Raw genomic sequence first — 18,254 nt, forward strand, 5'->3', positions numbered from 1 at the left:
GTATGCGACGCATCTCGTTCTGGATCTGATCATCGGCAACCTACGCCGGATCGGCATAGCGGCGTGGCTCGTTCGAGACCGCAGGCCGCTCGACGGGCGGTGCAATCGTGTGTTCGACCTTCGGTGCCTGATACCGATACTCATTCGGGATCTCCTCCACACGTGCCGGCAGTCCGTCATGCTCGTGCCCAGCCCACTGGATGGTATGAGGATCGAGAGGCTGCTCTGGAGGAAGTCCCGGCCAATCCTCCTCGAGGTCGAGCAAGTAGTAGTACCGGACGGCTTCGTCCAGGTCTTGCCACGGTCCCGGGTTGATGATCGATTGCGTCGTATCGCGGACGAGGCCCCATGGGGTGGGTGATGAAGACGCCGTGTACACCAGGTACATCTTCGTTCCGTGGGTCCACGCGTTCACTGGCCCTGTCGACAGTTGTCGGAGACACTAGCATAATCAGGATGCGCGAGAGACATCCTGATTCACTGTTCACGCTGAACTGAGACGCGGTGAGACCCGGTTCGGGGCTGGTATCGAGTTGGCTCGGGCCTCAACTGCAAATTGGCCGTCTTCCCGAGCGCATTCGCAGAAATGTGTCAAACACAGTCCAAGGTATTCCTCGCCAAGAAGCGTTGCAGCTTAGTTGATTTGGATAATCGGGGCGCCCCTCCGCGCAACCCGAGCCTTGGGTTCAGCACCGTGCCTCGAGCATGACCGAACCTATGGCGGCCTTGAGAAGGCCAACACCACACGACGAAGCCAGCACCACACCCGCGATATCCGGCGGTAAGCGCCGCCCGTCGTTGTCGCGCAGCGGCGCTGCTGAAGATCGAGCACTTCGAGAGCGATAGGACCAAGACTGCCCTCGGTGCCGACTGTGCCGCTCAGACGATCGGGTCCGGCCCCTTGCCGGTGGCAGCGGCGAAGCGCACCTGTACGTCTTGCCAGTTGACGACGTTCCAGATCGCCTTCACATAGTCGGCCTTGACGTTCTTGTACTGCAGGTAGTACGCGTGTTCCCACATGTCGACCAGCAACAGCGGGATGATTCCCAGTGGGACATTTGCTTGCTGGTCGTACAACTGGAAGGTCAGCAGCCGGTCACCGAGGGTGTCGTAGCCCAACACCGCCCAGCCGGACCCCTGCAAACCGTTGGCGGCCGCGGTGAACTGCGCGCGAAAGTTGTCGAACGAGCCGAACTGGTCGTCGATCGCAGCCGCGAGATCCCCGGTCGGCTTGTCGCCACCGTGCGGGGACAGGTTCTTCCACCAGATCGTGTGGTTGACGTGCCCGCCGAGGTGGAACGCAAGGTTCTTCTCGTGCAGGAAGATCGCGCCGTGATCGCCGTTGGCGCGCGCTTCTTCAAGCTTGGCGATCGCGTCGTTGACGCCCTTGACGTAGGTGGCGTGGTGCTTGCTGTGGTGAATCTCGTTGATCTGTCCGGAGATATGCGGTTCCAGGGCCGCATAGTCGTAATCGAGCTCGGGCAGGGTGTACTCAGCCATGGGTATCCTCTCGCGCTTGATGGACCTACACTCAGGATAGCTGTCCATCTTTACACATATACAGTTGGTAATGTATTTGTGGAAGTACCGCCCGTGCGATGGCGTACGCGGAAAGCCCGGAGTCACACCTACTTGAGTGGTCGATTCACCTATGGCCGACGACGAGAAAACCCGTTGGGCGATTGACGTCATGACTGCGTGGCTCGACGACCGCGACGACGACCTGCTGCACGCCAGGATCGAGAGCTATCTGGGCGAGCCCGAGGGCGCTTCGGCGTTGGCGATCGGGCTTGTCAACTTGTCAGGGCTGCTGTTGATGGGCCTGGAGACGCTGATCGGCAAGGACGGGCAGGAAATCCTCCAGACCATCGCGATGACGGTCTCGCGTTCCAGCGCGGCCCCTGAGTGACTTCTCCGCGGGTGGTGGCCCCGGCGTCGGACCGGGGCCACCACCCGCAGGGATCAGGCATCCGCTCGTGCTTCTCTGGCGGCATCGACCATGTTGCGCAGTGACTCGGTGACCTCGTCGGTCTTGCGGGTTTTCAGTCCGCAATCAGGGTTGACCCAAAGGCGTTCGGCAGGTACAGCTTTCAGTGCGTTCCGCAAGGCGGTCGCCATCTCCTCGGTGGTCGGAACGCGCGGGGAGTGGATGTCGTAGACTCCGGGGCCGACGCCGTTGCCGAACCCGGCGGCGTTGAGGTCGTCGAGCACCTCCATGTGCGACCGGGCGGCCTCGATCGAGGTCACGTCGGCATCGAGATCGGCGATCGCCCCGATCACCTCGCCGAACTCCGAGTAGCACAGGTGAGTGTGGATCTGGGTGGAGTCCTCGACCCCCGAGGTCGCCAATCGGAACGCCTCGACGGCCCATTTCAGGTACGCCGCTTGGTCTTTCGACCGCAGCGGGAGGAGTTCGCGCAAGGCGGGCTCGTCGACCTGGATGATCACGATGCCCGCGGCCTGCAGATCGACGGTCTCGTCACGGATGGCGAGCGCGACCTGGGCGGCGGTATCGGCCAGCGGCTGGTCGTCGCGGACAAACGACCACGCCAGGATGGTGACCGGTCCGGTGAGCATGCCTTTCATCGGCTTGTCGGTCAGCGACTGGGCATACTGCGCCCAGCTCACCGTCATCGGCTCTGGGCGCGCCACGTCGCCGTACAGAATCGGCGGACGCACGCACCGTGAGCCGTAGGACTGCACCCAGCCGTTCTCGGTCGCGAAGAAACCCGTCAGCTGTTCGGCGAAATACTGCACCATGTCGTTGCGCTCCGGCTCGCCGTGCACGAGCACGTCGAGGCCCAGGTCTTCCTGCAACTTCACCACCCCCGCGATCTCGTGTTTCATCCGCCTCTCGTACTCGGCGGTGTCGATGGTGCCGTTGCGCAGTTCGGCGCGGGCCACGCGGATGGCCGACGTCTGCGGGTACGACCCGATCGTGGTCGTCGGGAGCGGGGGCAGGCCCAGCCGGTCCTGCTGAACCTCCCGCCGGCGTGCGGCCGGGCCGCGCTGGGCGCCCGAGGCAAGGATCGACGAGAGCCGTTCCCGCACGTGATCGTTGTTGAGTCGCGGGTCGGACTTGCGTGCGGCGATCGCGTCGTTGGATGCGGCGATCTCACCGGCGATGGCTTCGCGTCCCTGCGTGAGGCCGCGCGCCAGCGCGACGACCTCGGTGACCTTCTCGAACCCGAAGGCCAGCCAGCTGCGCAGTGCAGGGTCGAGCTCCGACTCGGCGTCGAGGGTGTAGGGCACATGCAGTGTCGAGCACGACGTGGAGACGGCGAGGTTGCCGACGGACCCCAGTAGTGACGCCAATGTCCCCAGAGCCGACTGCAGGTCGGTGCGCCAGATGTTGCGGCCGTCCACGACGCCGGCAACCACGGTCTTGGTCGTGAGTTCCGGCACGGCGGCCACCGCAGCGGCGGTCCCGGCCACCAGGTCGACGCCGATCGCCTCGACCGGCGTGCGGGCCAGTGCCGGCAGCGCGTCGGTGAGCTCACCGAAGTAGCTCGCGACGAACAGAGCGGGCCGCTTCGCCAGCCCGCCGAGGACCTTGTAGGTCTGCCCGGCCAGCTCGGCCGCGTTGTCGAGGATGTCGGTGACCAGCACGGGCTCGTCGATCTGCACCCACTGCACGCCCTCGTCGGCGAGCAGCTCCAACAGTTGGCCGTACACGCTCACCAGCTCGCCGAGTCGGGAGATCGGAGCAACGGCCCCGCCGACGGCCTTGCTCAGCGCCAGGAATGTGATGGGTCCGACCACGACCGGGCGTGCTGGAATACCGAGTGCCCGTGCCTCTCTCAGCTCTTCGATGACTTTGGCAGGGTGGAGGGCGAAGCTGGTGTCGGGACCGAGTTCGGGGACGATGTAGTGGTAGTTGGTGTCAAACCACTTGGTCATCTCCAGTGGAGCGATGTCGGTGCCGTCGTAGGTGCCGCCTCGCGCGGCGGCGAAGTAGCGGTCCAGATCGTCGGCTACCCCGGCCACGCGGGGAGGCAAAGCGCCGACCAGAACGGCGGTGTCGAGCACGTGGTCGTAGTAGGAGAAGGTGTTCACCGGAACGGAATCCAGCCCGGCGGCGGTCAGCGATTCCCAGGTGTCGCGGCGGATCTTGGCCGCGACCGACTCCAGTCCGCTGCGGTCAAGGTTTCCGGCCCAGTACTTCTCGACGGCGCGCTTGAGTTCGCGATTCGGGCCGATACGGGGCGATCCGAGGATGGTGGCGGTGAACGGTGTTGCGGTCATGAGGACGTCCTCTTCGGTACGGCGGAAGGCCATCGCCTTGAGACGTCGAACCGAACGCGGCTGACCACGACAGGTCTACCGATTCGGCCAATGCCCATTCCACGAGGCGATGAACCACCGGACGCGGCGCATCCGGTACGGCTGGCAGGTCTTCGGACTCACAGGCGCGTGCGCTGACGCACACCTACTGGCCGTCGCTTCCCAGCCCCTAGGCGGGGCCAGTGCTGATGACGGCGGTCGTTCCTGCATACCGCTGCGGGACAGTCCCGGATTTTCACCGGGTTCCCTCTCGTTCCGCACCTGTGACAGCACACGGAACTCGATGGCCGGTACGGGCGTTCGTCGAGCGCCTGTAGCGGACAAACCAGCTGCGGCTGCAGCGTACCTCTACCGGGCTGTCGGCAGCGACCCTGACCGATGGTCGTTTCGGCGGTCCAGCCAGTCGGCCAGGGATCGGCCGGCTTCCAGGACGTGGTGCTCGGCGATGACCCGCGCGTGGTCGGCGTCACGTTTCTCCAGTGCGTCGAGGAGCTCTTCGTGCTCGGACAGCGAGTGTTTCTCGTGCTCGGGGAACAGGACCAGGAAGTTGGTGGGGACCACGCGTGCCGCCTGCTTGATCGCAGCGAGCAGCCTTGGGGAATGGGCGGCGCGGTGAATGGCTTGGTGGAAACGCCAATTCGCTTCGCCGATGGCGTCGTCGCCGGAGTGTTCGGCGACGCCGGCCGCCAATGCCCGCAGCTGGTCGAGTTCTTCGTCGGTGACGCGTTCGGCGGCCCAGGCCGCCGCCTGTCCGGTGAGGACGCCGAGGATTGTGAAGCTGTCGAGGACGTCGGCCGAGCTGATGCCGATCACCGTGATGCCACTGCGCGGGGCCACGCGAACCAGGCCCTCGAACGACAGCTCGAGCAACGCCTCGCGTACCGGCGTGCGACTGGTGGCGAACTCGGCGGTAATCGCATCCAGGTCGATTCGGGTGCCCGCAGGTAACGCGCCGGTGAGAATGCGGTCGCGGAGCTCACGGGCGGCGCGTTCGCGCACCGTTCCGCCGATGTCCATGCCGACCACCCGACGATCCTAGCAAGCTACACATCTAACGTTTGAAATCTGATATATCAGGTGTTAGATTGCAATGCATGGGTCAGCGTCGCACCGACAAGATGTCTCTCGTTGCTTTCATGCAGGCGGGAAGCGCCTCCGTGTATGCCGGATCCTGGCGCCACCCCGCCACCGAACACGGCTATCTCGACGCGGCGTACTACGCCAAGGTCGGGCGGCAGCTGGAGGAAGGCTGCTTCGATCTGATGTTCTTCGACGACCGACTTGCGATGCCCGGCATCTACGGCGGTTCGGTCGCCGAAGCGGTCCGATACGGCGCGCGCCCAGTCAAACTCGACCTCAGCGTCATCCTCGGCGTACTCGCCCAAGCGACATCGCACATCGGCCTCGGCGCCACCTATTCGACGACGTACTACCAGCCGTTCCACGTCGCACGGACGTTCGCCAGCCTGGATCACCTGTCGCGCGGAAGGGCCGCATGGAATGTGGTGACCTCCGTCAACGACAGTGAGGCCCAGAATTTCGGCGTCGACGCCCATCTGGGCCACGACGAACGCTATGACCGCGCAGATGAGTTCCTCGACGTGGTCACCGGACTGTGGGACACCTGGGACGACGACGCCATCCGGCACGACCGGGCCGGTGGCATGTATGCCGACCCCGACAAGGTGCACGAACTCCGGCACCAGGGCAAATACTTCTCGGCTCGCGGACCGCTGACGGTACCCCGGACTCCGCAGGGCCGGCCGGTCATCCTGCAGGCCGGGTCCTCGGGACGGGGACGCGACTTCGCCTCCCGCTGGGCGGAATTGATCTTCACCGGCGATCCCGGCCTGGCGATCGCACGAGAGCACTACGCCGACCAGAAGGCTCGTATCGCCGAAGCTGGACGCAACCCGTCGGCCGTGCGCATCTGCCCGATGGTCTATGCCGTGGTCGGCGAGAGCGAGTCGCACGCCAAGGAACGTGAGGCGATGTTCCTCCATGACCTCGTCGACCCGATGGCGTCGCTCACGCTGCTGTCGGAACTGATGAACTACGACTTCGCTGCGCATGGCCTGGATGATCCGGTGACCGACGAGCTGATCGCGTCGGTGTCGGGGGTCAGGGGGCTGGTGCAGAACATCCGTAACCACATCGGCGGGGATACGGTGACGGTGCGTGACCTCGCCGGGCATCGGGCGACGCTGCTGCAAGGTCCCCGCTTCGTCGGGACCGGCCCCCAGGTAGCCGACCAGATGGCCGAGTGGTTCGAGGCGCAGGCCTGCGACGGGTTCGTCCTGGCCGCCACGCACATGCCCGGAGCATTCGAAGACGTGGTGCGCATGGTGGTGCCGGAACTGCAGCGGCGCGGGCTGTTCCGCAGTGCCTACGAGGCGTCGACCCTGCGCGGGCACCTCGGATTGGAGCGGCCCGCATCGACCCGATTGAGCGCGTAGATGACACCGAACGCGATGCTCGAGGGAGTCCGAGTCCTGGATTTCGCCACGCTGGCCGCCGCCCCGCTGGCCGCGACGTACCTCGGGGAGTTCGGCGCCGAGGTGATCAAGGTCGAGCAGCCACATCACGGCGACCCGATCCGGACCTGGGGCAACCAGCGCGACGGGATCGGCCTGATGTGGAAGTCGGTATCGCGGAACAAGAAGTCGATCACTCTCGACTTGCGCAGCGCCGAGGGCCAGGCGCTGGCTCACCGACTGGTCGAGCATGCCGACGTGGTCGTCGTCAACACCCGCCCGCAGACACTGGCGCGGTGGAACATGAGCTACGAGACCCTACGCCGGATCAACGACCAGATCGTCATGCTGCACATCACCGGCTACGGACTGTCCGGTCCGAAGGCCGAGCGGCCGGGCTTCGGCACCCTCGGTGAGGCGATGAGCGGGTTCGCCCATCTCACCGGTGAGGCGGACGGTCCACCGACCCTGCCGCCGTTCATGCTGGCCGACGGGGTGGCGTCGCTGAACGCCGCATACGCCGTGATGATGGCGCTGTATCACCGCGACGTACACGGCGGCGACGGTCAGCTGATCGACATCAATCTCATCGACCCGCTGGCCCGGCTGCTGGAGCAGACACTCCTGGGCTACGACCAATTGGGGCTGGTGCCTATGCGTGCCGGAAACCGCTGGGACATCTCGGCGCCACGCAACACCTATCAGACCGCCGACGGCAAGTGGCTGGCGATGTCGGGAAGCTCACCGGCACTGGCACTTCGGGTGTTCAAGGCCATCGGGCGTGCCGACCTCGTCAGCGACGCCGACTTCTCCGACCCGCAGCGCCGGCTGGCGCGGGCGAGGGAAGTCGATGCCGTCGTCGCGGAGTGGGTGGCCACCAAGACCCTCGCGGAGGCGATGGCGGTGTTCGACAACGCGGAGGTGGCCGCGGCCCCGGTCTACGACATCGAGGGCCTGGTCGCCGATGAGCAGCTGCGCCACCGCGGCATATTCGTGGCTGTAGAGGACAGCCAGTTGGGCCGCGTGACGGTGCAGGCACCGGTGCCGCGGTTCTCGGACAGCGACGGACGCATCGACCACCTCGGCCCGGCCCTGGGCGAACACAACGACGAGATCTACGGAAACCTGTTGGGCCTGTTGCCGGCCGAACTCGACGAACTGCGCGCCCGAGGCGTGCTCTGACCGATGGAAGAAGACCTGTGACCAATCTGCTGCGCCGCTCCGAACTCGCGTTGCCGGCTTGCAACGACCACATGTTCGACAAGGGCGTCACGTGCGGCGCCGATCTGGTGTTCCTGGATCTGGAGGACGCCACACCGGTGGGGCTCAAGGTGGAATCGCGTGCCAAGGCCATTCACGCGCTGACCCAGCTCGACTGGGGCCGCACCGCGCGCGCTGTCCGGATCAACGGCCTCGATACCGAATGGTGCCATGACGACATCATCGAGATCCTCACACATGCAGGAGATCACCTCGACACCATTGTGATCCCGAAGGCCAAGACGGCGCGGGATGTGTGGTGGGTCGACGTCCTGCTGACCCAGCTGGAGGCGAAGCTCGGTCTGGACAAGACGATCCGCCTCGAAGTCCTGATCGAGGAGGTCGAGGGACTGGCCAACGCCGAGGACATTGTGCGGGCCAGTCCCCGGTTGGATGCGGTGATCTTCGGCGTCGGGGACTTCTCTCTGTCGCAGGGTGCCCGGGTGGACACCAACTTCGACCCGCTCGGCGAGTATCCCGGCGACTTCTGGGTCTATGCACGCAACAAGATCATGGTGGCGGCCCGCATCGCGGGGATCGACGCGATCGACTCACCGTATCCGGATTACCGGAACCTGGAGGGATACGAGCGGGACGCCCGACGGTCCTCGTTGATGGGTTACACCGGAAAGTGGGCCATCCATCCCGACCAGGTGCCGATCGCCAACGAGGTCTACGCGCCCACTACCGACGAGATCGCCCGCGCCGAGCGTAATGTCGCCGCGTACCGGGAAGCAGAGGCCAAGGGTCGGGGCGCCGTCGGCGTCGAGGGCGTGCTGGTGGACGCCGCGCACGTCAAGATGGCCGAGGAGACTCTGGCCCGGGCGGCACTGATCAGCGGGGGTCGTTGACCGTCGGGTAAGGAAGGTCGCTGCTTGCGTGGGGGTCGACCTTGACCGGACGCCCGATGTAGGGAAACGCGCGCTGAGGGCATGCGGGACGTTCGCAGACTTTGCATCCGGCGCCGATCGGGACAGCGGCGGCTTCGTCGGCGAGATCGATACCCGCCGAATAGATCAGCCGGTGAGCGTGGGCGAGGTCGCAACCAAGACCGATCGCAAAGCTCTTGGTCGGCCCGAGATAACTGCTCTGACTGGGTGCGGTGGTCCTGGCGATCCAGAAGTAGGACCGCCCGTCGGGCATCTGGGCGACCTGGGTGACGAACTGCCCCGGTTGGGCGAATGCCTGGTGCACAACCCACAGCGGGCAGTTTCCACCGACGCGCGAGAAGTGAAAAGCGGTCGCGGACTGCCGTTTCGAGATGTTTCCGGCGTTGTCGGTGCGGACGAAGATGAACGGAACCCCGCGGGCGTCGGGACGCTGCAGCGTCGACAGGCGATGGCACACGGTCTCGAAGCCGACCTCGAAGCGACGGGCCAGCCGGTCGATGTCATAGCGCAACTCCTCGGCCGCCGCCAGGAACATCCGGTACGGCAGCAGCAGCGCGCCCGCGTAGTAGTTCGCGAGTCCGATGCGCGCCACTTCCCGTGCCTCGGTGCTGAGGTCGTCGGCATCGGCGACCAGCTCGGCGATCAATTCGGCCTGGGTCAGTAGCGCGTACTGAGTGGCAATCTGGAAGGCCCGTTGACCGGGATGTAGCCAGCGGGCGACGTACAGTGTCGCATGGTCGGGTCGGTAGATGCGTTTGCCGTTGGCGCTTAGCACTTGTCCGTCGTCGATGACGACATTGATGCCCAACTCGTCGGACAACAGCTCGGCCAGCTGAGCGTCGAGCCCGCCGATCCGCAGGCCGCGGCGATCGAACACACCCTCCGCCGCCTGGTCGAGTTCAGCGACGTGGTTCTTGCGGTCGTAGAAGAAATCGCGGACCTCCTCGAACGGCATCGGTTGCTGCAACGGCACCGGCGCGTCCGCGCTGGCGCGGGTGTGCATCGCCTCGAGTTCGGTGGTCGCGTCGAACAATCGGCGGTGCAGTGTCACCAACGTCTGCCCGACGGCGGGCATCCGGGCGACGAGTTCCTCGATCTGCGCTTGGGTGGCCGCGCTGTCGACCAGGATGTCGCGAAGGTCGGAGACCAGCCGGGCATCCGAGTCCGGGGTGAAGTAGTGGGTCGGCAGGTCGAAGCGCTCCGACAGCGACAACAGGACCGGCACCGTAACCGGACGCTGGTCGTTCTCCAACTGGTTGATGTAGCTCGTCGACAGCCCGAGGGCACGCGCCAGCGCGACCTGAGTCAGGCCGTGCTCTTCCCGCAACCTGCGTAGGCGAGGGCCTATGAACGTCTTCGCCACACACACAGCCTAACCGCGATTCTTACACAGGATTTGCAAAGGCTGGCCCACCAGGACACAAAACTACGCATATACAGGCTCTTTACGTGCCATTAGGGGCTGCGTAGCGTGCGGATCATGCGTATTCACGACGTCCGCACCCGGCGCAGCGCCGAGGACTTCCCCCGCTCCGAACATCTCGCGTGGAAGATCGCGCAGGTCGCCGCCGACCCGGTCGCGGTCGACGCCGATGTCGAGGAGATGGTGCTCAACCGGATCATCGACAACGCTGCGGTGTCGGCGGCCTCGGTCACCCGTCGGCCCGTGGCGGTGGCCCGGGCGCAGGCGCAGGCACATCGCGCCAACGCAGGCGCGACCGTCTTCGGCATCGACGGTGGATACTCCCCGGAGTGGGCCGCCTGGGCCAATGGTGTCGCCGTCCGCGAACTCGACTTCCACGACACGTTCCTGGCCGCGGACTACTCGCACCCGGGCGACAACATCCCCCCGCTGGTCGCCGTCGCCCAGCATCTCGGCGTGCGTGGCGCCGACCTGATCCGCGGCCTGGCTACGGCGTACGAGATCCAGATCGACCTGGTCAAGGGCATCTGCCTGCACCAGCACAAAATCGACCATGTCGCCCACCTGGGCCCGTCGGTCGCCGCTGGACTCGGCACCATGCTGCGGCTGGACCCCGAAACGATCTATGCCGCGATCGGGCAGGCTCTGCACCTGACGACGGCCACCCGGCAGTCCCGCAAGGGCCTGATCTCGAGCTGGAAGGCCTACGCGCCCGCCCACGCGGGCAAGGTCGCCATCGAGGCCGTCGACCGCGCGATGCGCGGCGAGGGATCGCCGGCACCGATCTGGGAGGGCGAGGACGGAGTCATCGCCTGGATGCTCGCCGGCCCCGAGCACACCTACCAGGTTCCGCTGCCCGAGCCGGGTGAATCCAAGCGCGCGATCCTGGACAGCTACACCAAGGAGCATTCCGCGGAGTACCAGAGTCAGGCCCCGATCGACCTGGCTCGCAGAATGCGCGAACGGATCGGTGATCTCGACCAGATCGCCTCGATTGTGCTGCACACCAGCCACCACACCCACGTGGTGATCGGAACAGGCAGCAACGACCCGCAGAAGTTCGATCCCGACGCGTCCCGCGAGACCCTGGACCACTCGGTGATGTACATCTTTGCCGTCGCGCTGCAGGACGGCGTCTGGCACCACGAAACGTCGTATTCGCCGGAGCGGGCGCACCGACCGGCCACCATCGAACTGTGGCGCAAGATCTCCACTGTCGAGGATCCGGAGTGGACGCGCCGCTATCACGCCACCGACCCGGCCGAGAAGGCGTTCGGCGCGCGTGTCGAGATCACGCTCAAGAGTGGTGAGGTCATCACCGACGAGCTCGCGGTCGCCGACGCCCACCCGCTCGGGGCGCGCCCATTCGCGCGTGAGCAGTACCGCAACAAGTTCGTCACCCTGGCCGACGGCGTCGTCGATCCCGCGGAACAGCAGCGCTTCCTGGCCGCCGTCGACGAACTCGCCTCGCTGAAGCCGGGGGGCCTGGGCGTGCTCAACGTCCGGGTCGACAAGACGGTGTTGGACAAGTCGCCGACGATCCCCTCGGGGATTTTCCAATGAGCGGGCTGATGGGTTCCACCGTTTCGGCGGCCCAGAAGCGCAAGGCATTCCGGGACGCCCTGGACTCCGGCCGGCTGCAGCGGATGCCGGGAGCGTTCTCGCCGCTGGTGGCCAAGAGCCTTACCGACATCGGGTTCGACGGAATCTACGTCTCGGGTGCGGTGCTGTCGGCCGACCTCGGATTGCCCGACATCGGGTTGACGACCCTGACCGAGGTGGTCACCCGAAGCGCTCAGATCGCCTCGGCCACCGACCTGTTTACCCTCGTCGACGCCGACACCGGCTTCGGCGAGCCGATGAGCGCTGCCCGGACCGTCACCCTACTCGAAGACGCGGGCTTGGCCGGCTGCCACCTCGAGGACCAGGTCAACCCCAAACGGTGCGGACATCTCGACGGCAAAGCCGTGGTACCGGCCGAGGACATGGTCAAACGGCTGCGTGCCGCGGTGGCTGCTCGCCGGGATCCGAACTTCATCATCTGTGCGCGCACCGACGCCGCCGGCATCGAGGGCATCGACGCAGCGATCGAAAGGGCCAAGACATATGCCGACGCCGGCGCGGACCTGATCTTCACCGAGGCGCTGTCCACCCCGGAGGAATTCGCCGCCTTCCGCGCCGCGGTCGACACCCCGCTGCTGGCCAATATGACCGAGTTCGGCAAGTCCGAGCTGGTCAATGCCCGCGAGCTGGCCGACATCGGCTACAACGTCGTCATCTATCCCGTCACCACGCTGCGGCTGGCCATGCACGCCGTAGAGATCGGTATGCGCGAAGTCTTCGACGCTGGAACGCAATCCGGCCTACTGGGCAGCATGCAGCACCGCAGCAGGCTCTACGAACTGCTGCGCTACGCCGACTACAACCAGTTCGACTCCGACATCTACAACTTCGCCGTGCAGGAGGTGAGAGCATGACCACAGCAACAGAATCCGAAGCTCCGCGCATTCACAAGGGACTTGCCGGTGTCGTCGTCGACACCACCGCCATCTCGAAGGTCGTGCCCGAGACCAACAGCCTGACCTACCGGGGCTACCCGGTGCAGGACCTGGCCGCCCAGTGCAGCTTTGAACAGGTCGCGTATCTGTTGTGGCACGGCGAACTGCCGACCGATCAGCAGCTGGCTTTGTTCAGCCAGCGTGAGCGGGCGTCGCGGCGGATCGACCGGTCGATGCAGGCGCTGCTGGCGAAGTTGCCCGACAACTGTCATCCCATGGACGTGGTGCGTACGGCGATCAGCTATCTGGGAGCCGAGGATCCAGAAGAGGACGTCGACACGGCGGAGGCCAACTACGCCAAGTCGCTGCGGATGTTCGCCGTGCTGCCGACGATCGTCGCCACCGACATCCGGCGTCGTCAGGGATTGACCCCGATCCCTCCGCACAGCCAGCTCGGTTATGCGCAGAACTTCTTGAACATGTGCTTCGGTGAGGTGCCGGAGCCCGTCGTGGTGCGCGCGTTCGAACAGTCGATGGTGCTCTACGCTGAGCACAGCTTCAACGCCTCCACCTTCGCCGCCCGCGTCGTCACCTCGACCCAGTCAGACATCTACAGCGCGGTGACCGCGGCGATCGGCGCTCTCAAGGGTTCGCTGCACGGCGGCGCCAACGAAGCGGTCATGCACGACATGCTCGAAATCGGTTCGGCCGAAAAGGCTCCGGAGTGGTTGCACGGCAAACTATCCCGCAAGGAGAAGGTCATGGGATTTGGCCACCGGGTCTACAAGAACGGTGATTCCCGGGTGCCGACCATGAAGGTTGCTTTGGAGCAGGTTGCCCAGGTGCGTGACGGACAGCGTTGGCTCGACATCTACAACACGCTGGAGAGCGCGATGTTCGCAGCGACGAGGATCAAGCCGAACCTCGACTTTCCCACCGGCCCTGCCTATTACCTGATGGACTTCCCGATCGAGAGTTTCACCCCGCTGTTCGTGATGAGCCGGATCACCGGTTGGACCGCCCACATCATGGAACAGGCTGCCTCCAATGCTCTGATCCGTCCCCTGAGTGAGTACTCGGGCCAGCCGCAGCGGTCCCTTGTCTGAGCGCGCGATCACCAAACTGCTTGTCGCCAATCGCGGCGAGATCGCCATCCGCGCGTTTCGGGCCGCCTACGAGCTCGGAATCTCGACGGTCGCGGTGTTTGCCTACGAGGACCGCAATTCGCCGCACCGTCTCAAAGCGGACGAGGCATACCAGATCGGCGAAACAGGTCATCCGGTCCGCGCATACCTGTCTGTCGATGAGATAATCCGGGTAGCAAAGCATTCCGGTGCTGACGCAATCTATCCGGGGTACGGATTCCTCTCGGAGAATCCTGAACTGGCTGCGGCGTGTCACCAGGCCGGCATCGTGTTCGTCGGGCCGCGTGCACACGTTCTCGAGCTGACGGGAAACAAGTTCAAGGCGATCACCGCGGCGCGGGAGGCCGGCTTGCCGGTACTGGCGTCATCGGCGCCGTCGGCGAACGTCGCCGAACTGGTTTCTGCCGCCGAGGCGATGGACTTCCCGCTCTTCGTCAAGGCAGTCTCCGGCGGCGGCGGTAGGGGAATGCGGCGCGTGACCGAGCCGGCCGCGCTGGCCGAGTCGATCGAGGCGGCCAGCCGCGAAGCGGAGTCGGCATTCGGTGATCCGATGGTCTATCTCGAGCAGGCCGTCCTCAACCCACGCCACATCGAGGTGCAGGTCCTGGCCGACCGCACCGGCGAGATCATCCACCTCTTCGAACGTGACTGCAGCATGCAACGCCGGCATCAAAAGGTCATCGAGCTCGCGCCGGCGCCGAACCTGAGCGACACACAGCGCCAACGGATCTGTGCCGATGCCGTCGCCTTCGCCCGGCAGATCGACTACTTCTGCGCCGGCACCGTGGAGTTCCTTCTCGACGAGCGCGGTCATCATGTGTTCATCGAGTGCAATCCGCGTATCCAGGTCGAGCACACCGTCACCGAGGAGATCACCGACGTCGACCTGGTGGCGAGTCAGCTGCGGCTGGCGTCCGGAGAAACGCTCGGCGATCTCGGTCTGAGCCAGGACGCCGTCCGTATCCGCGGCACGGCGATGCAGTGCCGCATCACGACGGAGGACCCTGCCAACGGCTTCCGTCCGGACACCGGCAGGGTCACGGCCTACCGGTCGCCAGGCGGCGCTGGTGTTCGGCTCGACGGCGGTACCCACACCGGCGCCGAGATCAGCGCACACTTCGACTCGATGTTGGTGAAATTGACTTGTCGTGGACAGGATTTCACCGGATCGGCAGCGCGGGCACGCAGGGCGCTGGCTGAGTTCCGGATCCGCGGCGTCGCGACCAACATTGGCTTCCTGCTCGCGGTCCTCGATGATCCCGACTTCCGGGCCGGCCGGGTCACCACGTCATTCATCGACGAGCGCCCGCACCTACTGGCCGCACACACCCCCGCGGATCGCGGTTCTCGCATCCTGAACTACCTGGCCGACGTCACGGTCAACAAGCCCCACGGCGAGCGCCCGTCGGCGGTGTACCCGCATGACAAGCTCCCCGCCATCGACCTGTCGGAGCCGCCGCCGCCGGGCACCCGCCAGCGCTTGGAAAGCTTGGGCCCGCAGGGATTTTCGGATTGGTTGAGGGACAGCCCCGCAGTCGGCGTCACCGACACTACCTTCCGCGATGCACACCAATCCCTGCTGGCGACGCGGGTTCGCACCTCGGGGTTGGTGACAGTAGCCCCATACATCGCCCGCATGATGCCGGAGCTGCTGTCGATCGAATGTTGGGGCGGAGCGACGTACGACGTTGCCCTGCGCTTCCTGAAGGAGGACCCGTGGGAGCGGTTGGCCGTGCTGCGTGAGGCGGCGCCGAACATCTGCCTGCAGATGCTGCTTCGTGGACGCAATACCGTGGGTTACACGCCGTACCCCGAATCGGTCACCGATGCGTTCGTGGCGGAGGCCACGGCAACGGGTATCGACATCTTCCGGATCTTCGATGCGCTCAACAACGTCGAGTCGATGCGACCGGCGATCGACGCCGTGCGCGCCACGGGCACCGCGGTCGCCGAGGTCGCTATGTCCTACACGTCCGACTTGTCCGACCCGGCAGAGAACCTTTACACGCTCGACTACTACCTGAAGCTGGCCGAACAGATCGTCGAGGCCGGAGCTCATGTCCTGGCGATCAAGGACATGGCCGGGCTGCTGCGTCCGCCGGCGGCGGCAACATTGGTCTCCGCGCTGCGGAGTCGCTTCGACCTGCCGGTGCATGTCCACACCCACGACACCCCCGGAGGCCAGTTGGCCACCTATCTGGCGGCGTGGCAGGCAGGCGCGAGCGCGGTCGACGGTGCCGCGGCGCCGTTGGCGGGGACCACCAGTCAGCCGGCGCTCAGCTCGATCGTGGCGGCCACCGCGCACACCGAGTACGACACCGGGCTGCCGCTGCAGGCGGTGTGCGATCTGGAGCCGTACTGGGAGGCGCTGCGAAAGGTATACGCGCCCTTCGAGAGTGGGCTGCCCGCGCCGACGGGTCGGGTGTACCACCACGAGATTCCAGGCGGGCAGCTGTCGAATCTTCGGCAGCAGGCGATCGCGCTCGGACTGGGCGACCGCTTCGAGGAGATCGAGGCCAGCTACGCCGCCGCGGACCGGGTGCTGGGCAGACTGGTGAAGGTGACCCCGTCGAGCAAGGTCGTCGGCGACCTGGCGCTGGCCCTCGTCGGCGCCGGCGTGAGCGCCGAGGAGTTAGGGGCCGACCCGGCCCGGTACAACATCCCCGACTCGGTGATCGGGTTCCTGCGCGGTGAACTCGGCGACCCGCCGGGCGGCTGGCCGGAACCACTGCGCAGCAAGGCGCTGGCAGGTAGGCCGCCCGCCAAACCGCAGGTGGAGCTCGGCGCCGAGGACGAGGCGGTGCTGGCGCAGGCCGGGCCCAAACGTCAGGCCGCGCTGAACCGGTTGCTGTTCCCCAGTCCGACAAAGGAATTCGAACAGCACCGCGAGGCCTACGGTGACACCAGCCAGCTCAGTGCCAACCAGTTCTTCTACGGGCTGCGGTCCGGCGAGGAACACCGCGTCCAGCTGGAGCGCGGTGTCGAGCTGCTGATCGGGCTGGAGGCGATCTCCGAACCCGACGAACGCGGTATGCGCACGGTGATGTGCATCCTCAACGGCCAGCTGCGCCCGGTGCTGGTGCGCGACCGCAGTATCGCCAGCGACATCCCGGCCGCCGAGAAGGCCGACCGGTCCAACCCCGACCACATCGCCGCACCGTTCGCCGGCGTGGTCACGGTCAACGTCGAGCCCGGCGACGACGTCACCGCCGGCCAGACCGTCGCGACCATCGAGGCGATGAAAATGGAGGCAGCCATCACCGCACCCAAGCGCGGGGTCGTCGACCGGCTGGCCGTGTCGGGAACCACCCAGGTGGAAAGCGGGGACCTGTTGTTGGTCATCCGCTGAGGTTCAGCGGTCCGGTGCCCAGTAGTCGAGCATCGCGGCGAAGGTCTCGAACGCCGGAGCGGAGACCCCGTAGGGGGCCTCGAAATGCAGGCTGACTGGAAAACCGAGATCGATTACGCCGTCGATCACGCGCTTGTAGAGGTCCAGCATCTGGGCGCGCTTCTGCGCGGGCTCGCTCGCAGCCAACCGCCGCACGAACTGTTGTTCAGTCGCGACAGCCCCGTTGTCGGGGTCCTGGATGAGCCAGTCGATCAGGCCGACTTCGGATTCCATCTTCGGGACGAAACCGAACGACAAAAGGATCTCCGGGCGGTGGTCGGTGTTGCGCGAGAACTCGGTGAGGAAGTTGACGATCGCGTCGGAGTACAGCAGCTGGGTCATCCCGAAGGTGGCGCCCTCTTTGCACTTGAACCCGAATCGGCTCAGTTCGTCGTCCCTGGTCGGGATCAGGATCACGCCGCGGTGTTTCACCAGATGGGAAAAGGTCGACAGCGCGTCGGTCGGTGCGACTCCTGCGCCCTCACCGTCGGTCATGGTGCGCGGAACCCCGACAAACGCGATCCCCTCGAACCCGTGCTGAATCAACGCGGTCAACCGCCGACGCAGCGAGCGCTCACCGAGAAACGACGTGACCTGGGTGCACAGCCCACGCACGTCCGGAAGTTCGCGCTGGACCAACTCCCAGTAGTCGAGAACGTCGAGCTTTGGTTTCATCTCGACGGGACGGCCGTCATCCTCCTCGATCATCCCGGGGATCATGATGTGGCGGATGCGTCCATCGAGACCGGCATCAACTGCCAACTTGCGCACCTTCTGCAACTCCGCGAGCGCATGTGCCGTGCCGAGGTCCAGATTCGATGGGACAAGTTCCAGGGCAACAGTATTGAGAGTCATCAGGCACCCCTGGACTCAGCGGGCGGCATAGCGGATC

The 18,254-nt window shown here is 65.6% G+C and carries 14 protein-coding genes and 1 riboswitch; of the genes, 8 read left to right on the forward strand and 6 right to left on the reverse strand.

What is annotated here, in order from left to right; translation table 11 throughout:
- Nucleotides 1-40: 40 nt before the first annotated feature.
- Both AT701_RS34630 and AT701_RS06175 read right to left on the reverse strand, forming a co-directional pair.
- Nucleotides 41-388: a hypothetical protein gene (locus AT701_RS34630; protein ID WP_157892519.1), complete on the reverse strand. Its 348-nt coding sequence runs from the start codon at nucleotides 386-388 to the stop codon at nucleotides 41-43.
- Between the two features lie 491 nt (nucleotides 389-879).
- Nucleotides 880-1,500 (reverse strand): superoxide dismutase, encoded by a 621-nt coding sequence (locus tag AT701_RS06175; protein WP_011731415.1) that lies wholly within the window; start codon nucleotides 1,498-1,500, stop codon nucleotides 880-882.
- 151 nt (nucleotides 1,501-1,651) lie between these two features.
- Between AT701_RS06175 and AT701_RS06180 the strand changes: the two genes are divergently transcribed.
- Nucleotides 1,652-1,909 carry a hypothetical protein gene (locus AT701_RS06180; RefSeq protein ID WP_011731416.1) on the forward strand — a complete coding sequence of 86 codons (258 nt, stop codon included), beginning with the start codon at nucleotides 1,652-1,654 and terminating at the stop codon, nucleotides 1,907-1,909.
- A 53-nt stretch (nucleotides 1,910-1,962) separates the two neighbouring features.
- Here the strand turns inward: AT701_RS06180 and metE are convergent, their stop codons facing one another.
- A complete protein-coding gene (gene metE, locus AT701_RS06185; RefSeq protein WP_014878709.1) occupies nucleotides 1,963-4,245 on the reverse strand; it encodes a 5-methyltetrahydropteroyltriglutamate--homocysteine S-methyltransferase in 2,283 nt (760 codons plus the stop codon).
- A gap of 126 nt (nucleotides 4,246-4,371) precedes the next feature.
- Nucleotides 4,372-4,583, reverse strand: a riboswitch (cobalamin riboswitch).
- Nucleotides 4,584-4,632: 49 nt separating this feature from the next.
- Nucleotides 4,633-5,301 (reverse strand): GntR family transcriptional regulator, encoded by a 669-nt coding sequence (locus AT701_RS06190; protein WP_051644154.1) that lies wholly within the window; start codon nucleotides 5,299-5,301, stop codon nucleotides 4,633-4,635.
- 77 nt (nucleotides 5,302-5,378) lie between these two features.
- Here AT701_RS06190 and AT701_RS06195 point away from each other — a divergent pair, with 77 nt between their 5' ends.
- From AT701_RS06195 to AT701_RS06205, 3 genes are read left to right on the forward strand one after another with little or no spacing between them, the layout of a single operon-like run.
- Nucleotides 5,379-6,740 carry an LLM class flavin-dependent oxidoreductase gene (locus AT701_RS06195; protein WP_011731420.1) on the forward strand — a complete coding sequence of 454 codons (1,362 nt, stop codon included), beginning with the start codon at nucleotides 5,379-5,381 and terminating at the stop codon, nucleotides 6,738-6,740.
- Between the two features lie 15 nt (nucleotides 6,741-6,755).
- Nucleotides 6,756-7,940, forward strand: coding sequence for a CaiB/BaiF CoA transferase family protein (locus AT701_RS06200; RefSeq protein ID WP_058127551.1), 1,185 nt, complete (start codon nucleotides 6,756-6,758; stop codon nucleotides 7,938-7,940).
- Nucleotides 7,941-7,957: 17 nt separating this feature from the next.
- Nucleotides 7,958-8,869, forward strand: a complete 912-nt coding sequence (locus AT701_RS06205; protein WP_011731422.1) for an HpcH/HpaI aldolase/citrate lyase family protein — start codon at nucleotides 7,958-7,960, stop codon at nucleotides 8,867-8,869.
- On the opposite strand, the gene AT701_RS06210 is transcribed toward AT701_RS06205, so the two are convergent.
- Nucleotides 8,853-10,271, reverse strand: a complete 1,419-nt coding sequence (locus tag AT701_RS06210; protein ID WP_011731423.1) for a short-chain fatty acyl-CoA regulator family protein — start codon at nucleotides 10,269-10,271, stop codon at nucleotides 8,853-8,855. The two genes, AT701_RS06205 and AT701_RS06210, sit on opposite strands and share 17 nt — an antisense overlap.
- A 117-nt stretch (nucleotides 10,272-10,388) precedes the next feature.
- On the opposite strand from AT701_RS06210, the gene prpD reads away from it, so the two are divergent.
- Genes prpD through AT701_RS06230 form a run of 4 tightly spaced genes read left to right on the forward strand, consistent with a single transcriptional unit; the run spans nucleotide 10,389 to nucleotide 17,323 of the window.
- Complete coding sequence (gene prpD / locus AT701_RS06215) at nucleotides 10,389-11,894, forward strand: 2-methylcitrate dehydratase PrpD (RefSeq protein WP_058127552.1); 1,506 nt, start codon at nucleotides 10,389-10,391, stop codon at nucleotides 11,892-11,894.
- A complete protein-coding gene (prpB, locus tag AT701_RS06220) occupies nucleotides 11,891-12,808 on the forward strand; it encodes a methylisocitrate lyase (protein WP_011731425.1) in 918 nt (305 codons plus the stop codon). The genes prpD and prpB overlap by 4 nt, the downstream gene beginning before the upstream one ends.
- On the forward strand, nucleotides 12,805-13,935 hold the full coding sequence (locus AT701_RS06225; RefSeq protein ID WP_011731426.1) for a bifunctional 2-methylcitrate synthase/citrate synthase: 1,131 nt from the start codon (nucleotides 12,805-12,807) through the stop codon (nucleotides 13,933-13,935). Before prpB ends, AT701_RS06225 begins: the two co-directional genes overlap by 4 nt.
- A complete protein-coding gene (locus tag AT701_RS06230) occupies nucleotides 13,928-17,323 on the forward strand; it encodes a pyruvate carboxylase (RefSeq protein ID WP_081319391.1) in 3,396 nt (1,131 codons plus the stop codon). The genes AT701_RS06225 and AT701_RS06230 overlap by 8 nt, the downstream gene beginning before the upstream one ends.
- A 3-nt stretch (nucleotides 17,324-17,326) precedes the next feature.
- Here the strand turns inward: AT701_RS06230 and AT701_RS06235 are convergent, their stop codons facing one another.
- Nucleotides 17,327-18,217, reverse strand: a complete 891-nt coding sequence (locus tag AT701_RS06235) for a 5,10-methylenetetrahydrofolate reductase (protein ID WP_011731428.1) — start codon at nucleotides 18,215-18,217, stop codon at nucleotides 17,327-17,329.
- Nucleotides 18,218-18,254: the final 37 nt, after the last annotated feature.

Origin of the sequence: Mycolicibacterium smegmatis, from assembly GCF_001457595.1 — a bacterium.
In the GTDB taxonomy this organism is placed as follows: domain Bacteria; phylum Actinomycetota; class Actinomycetes; order Mycobacteriales; family Mycobacteriaceae; genus Mycobacterium; species Mycobacterium smegmatis.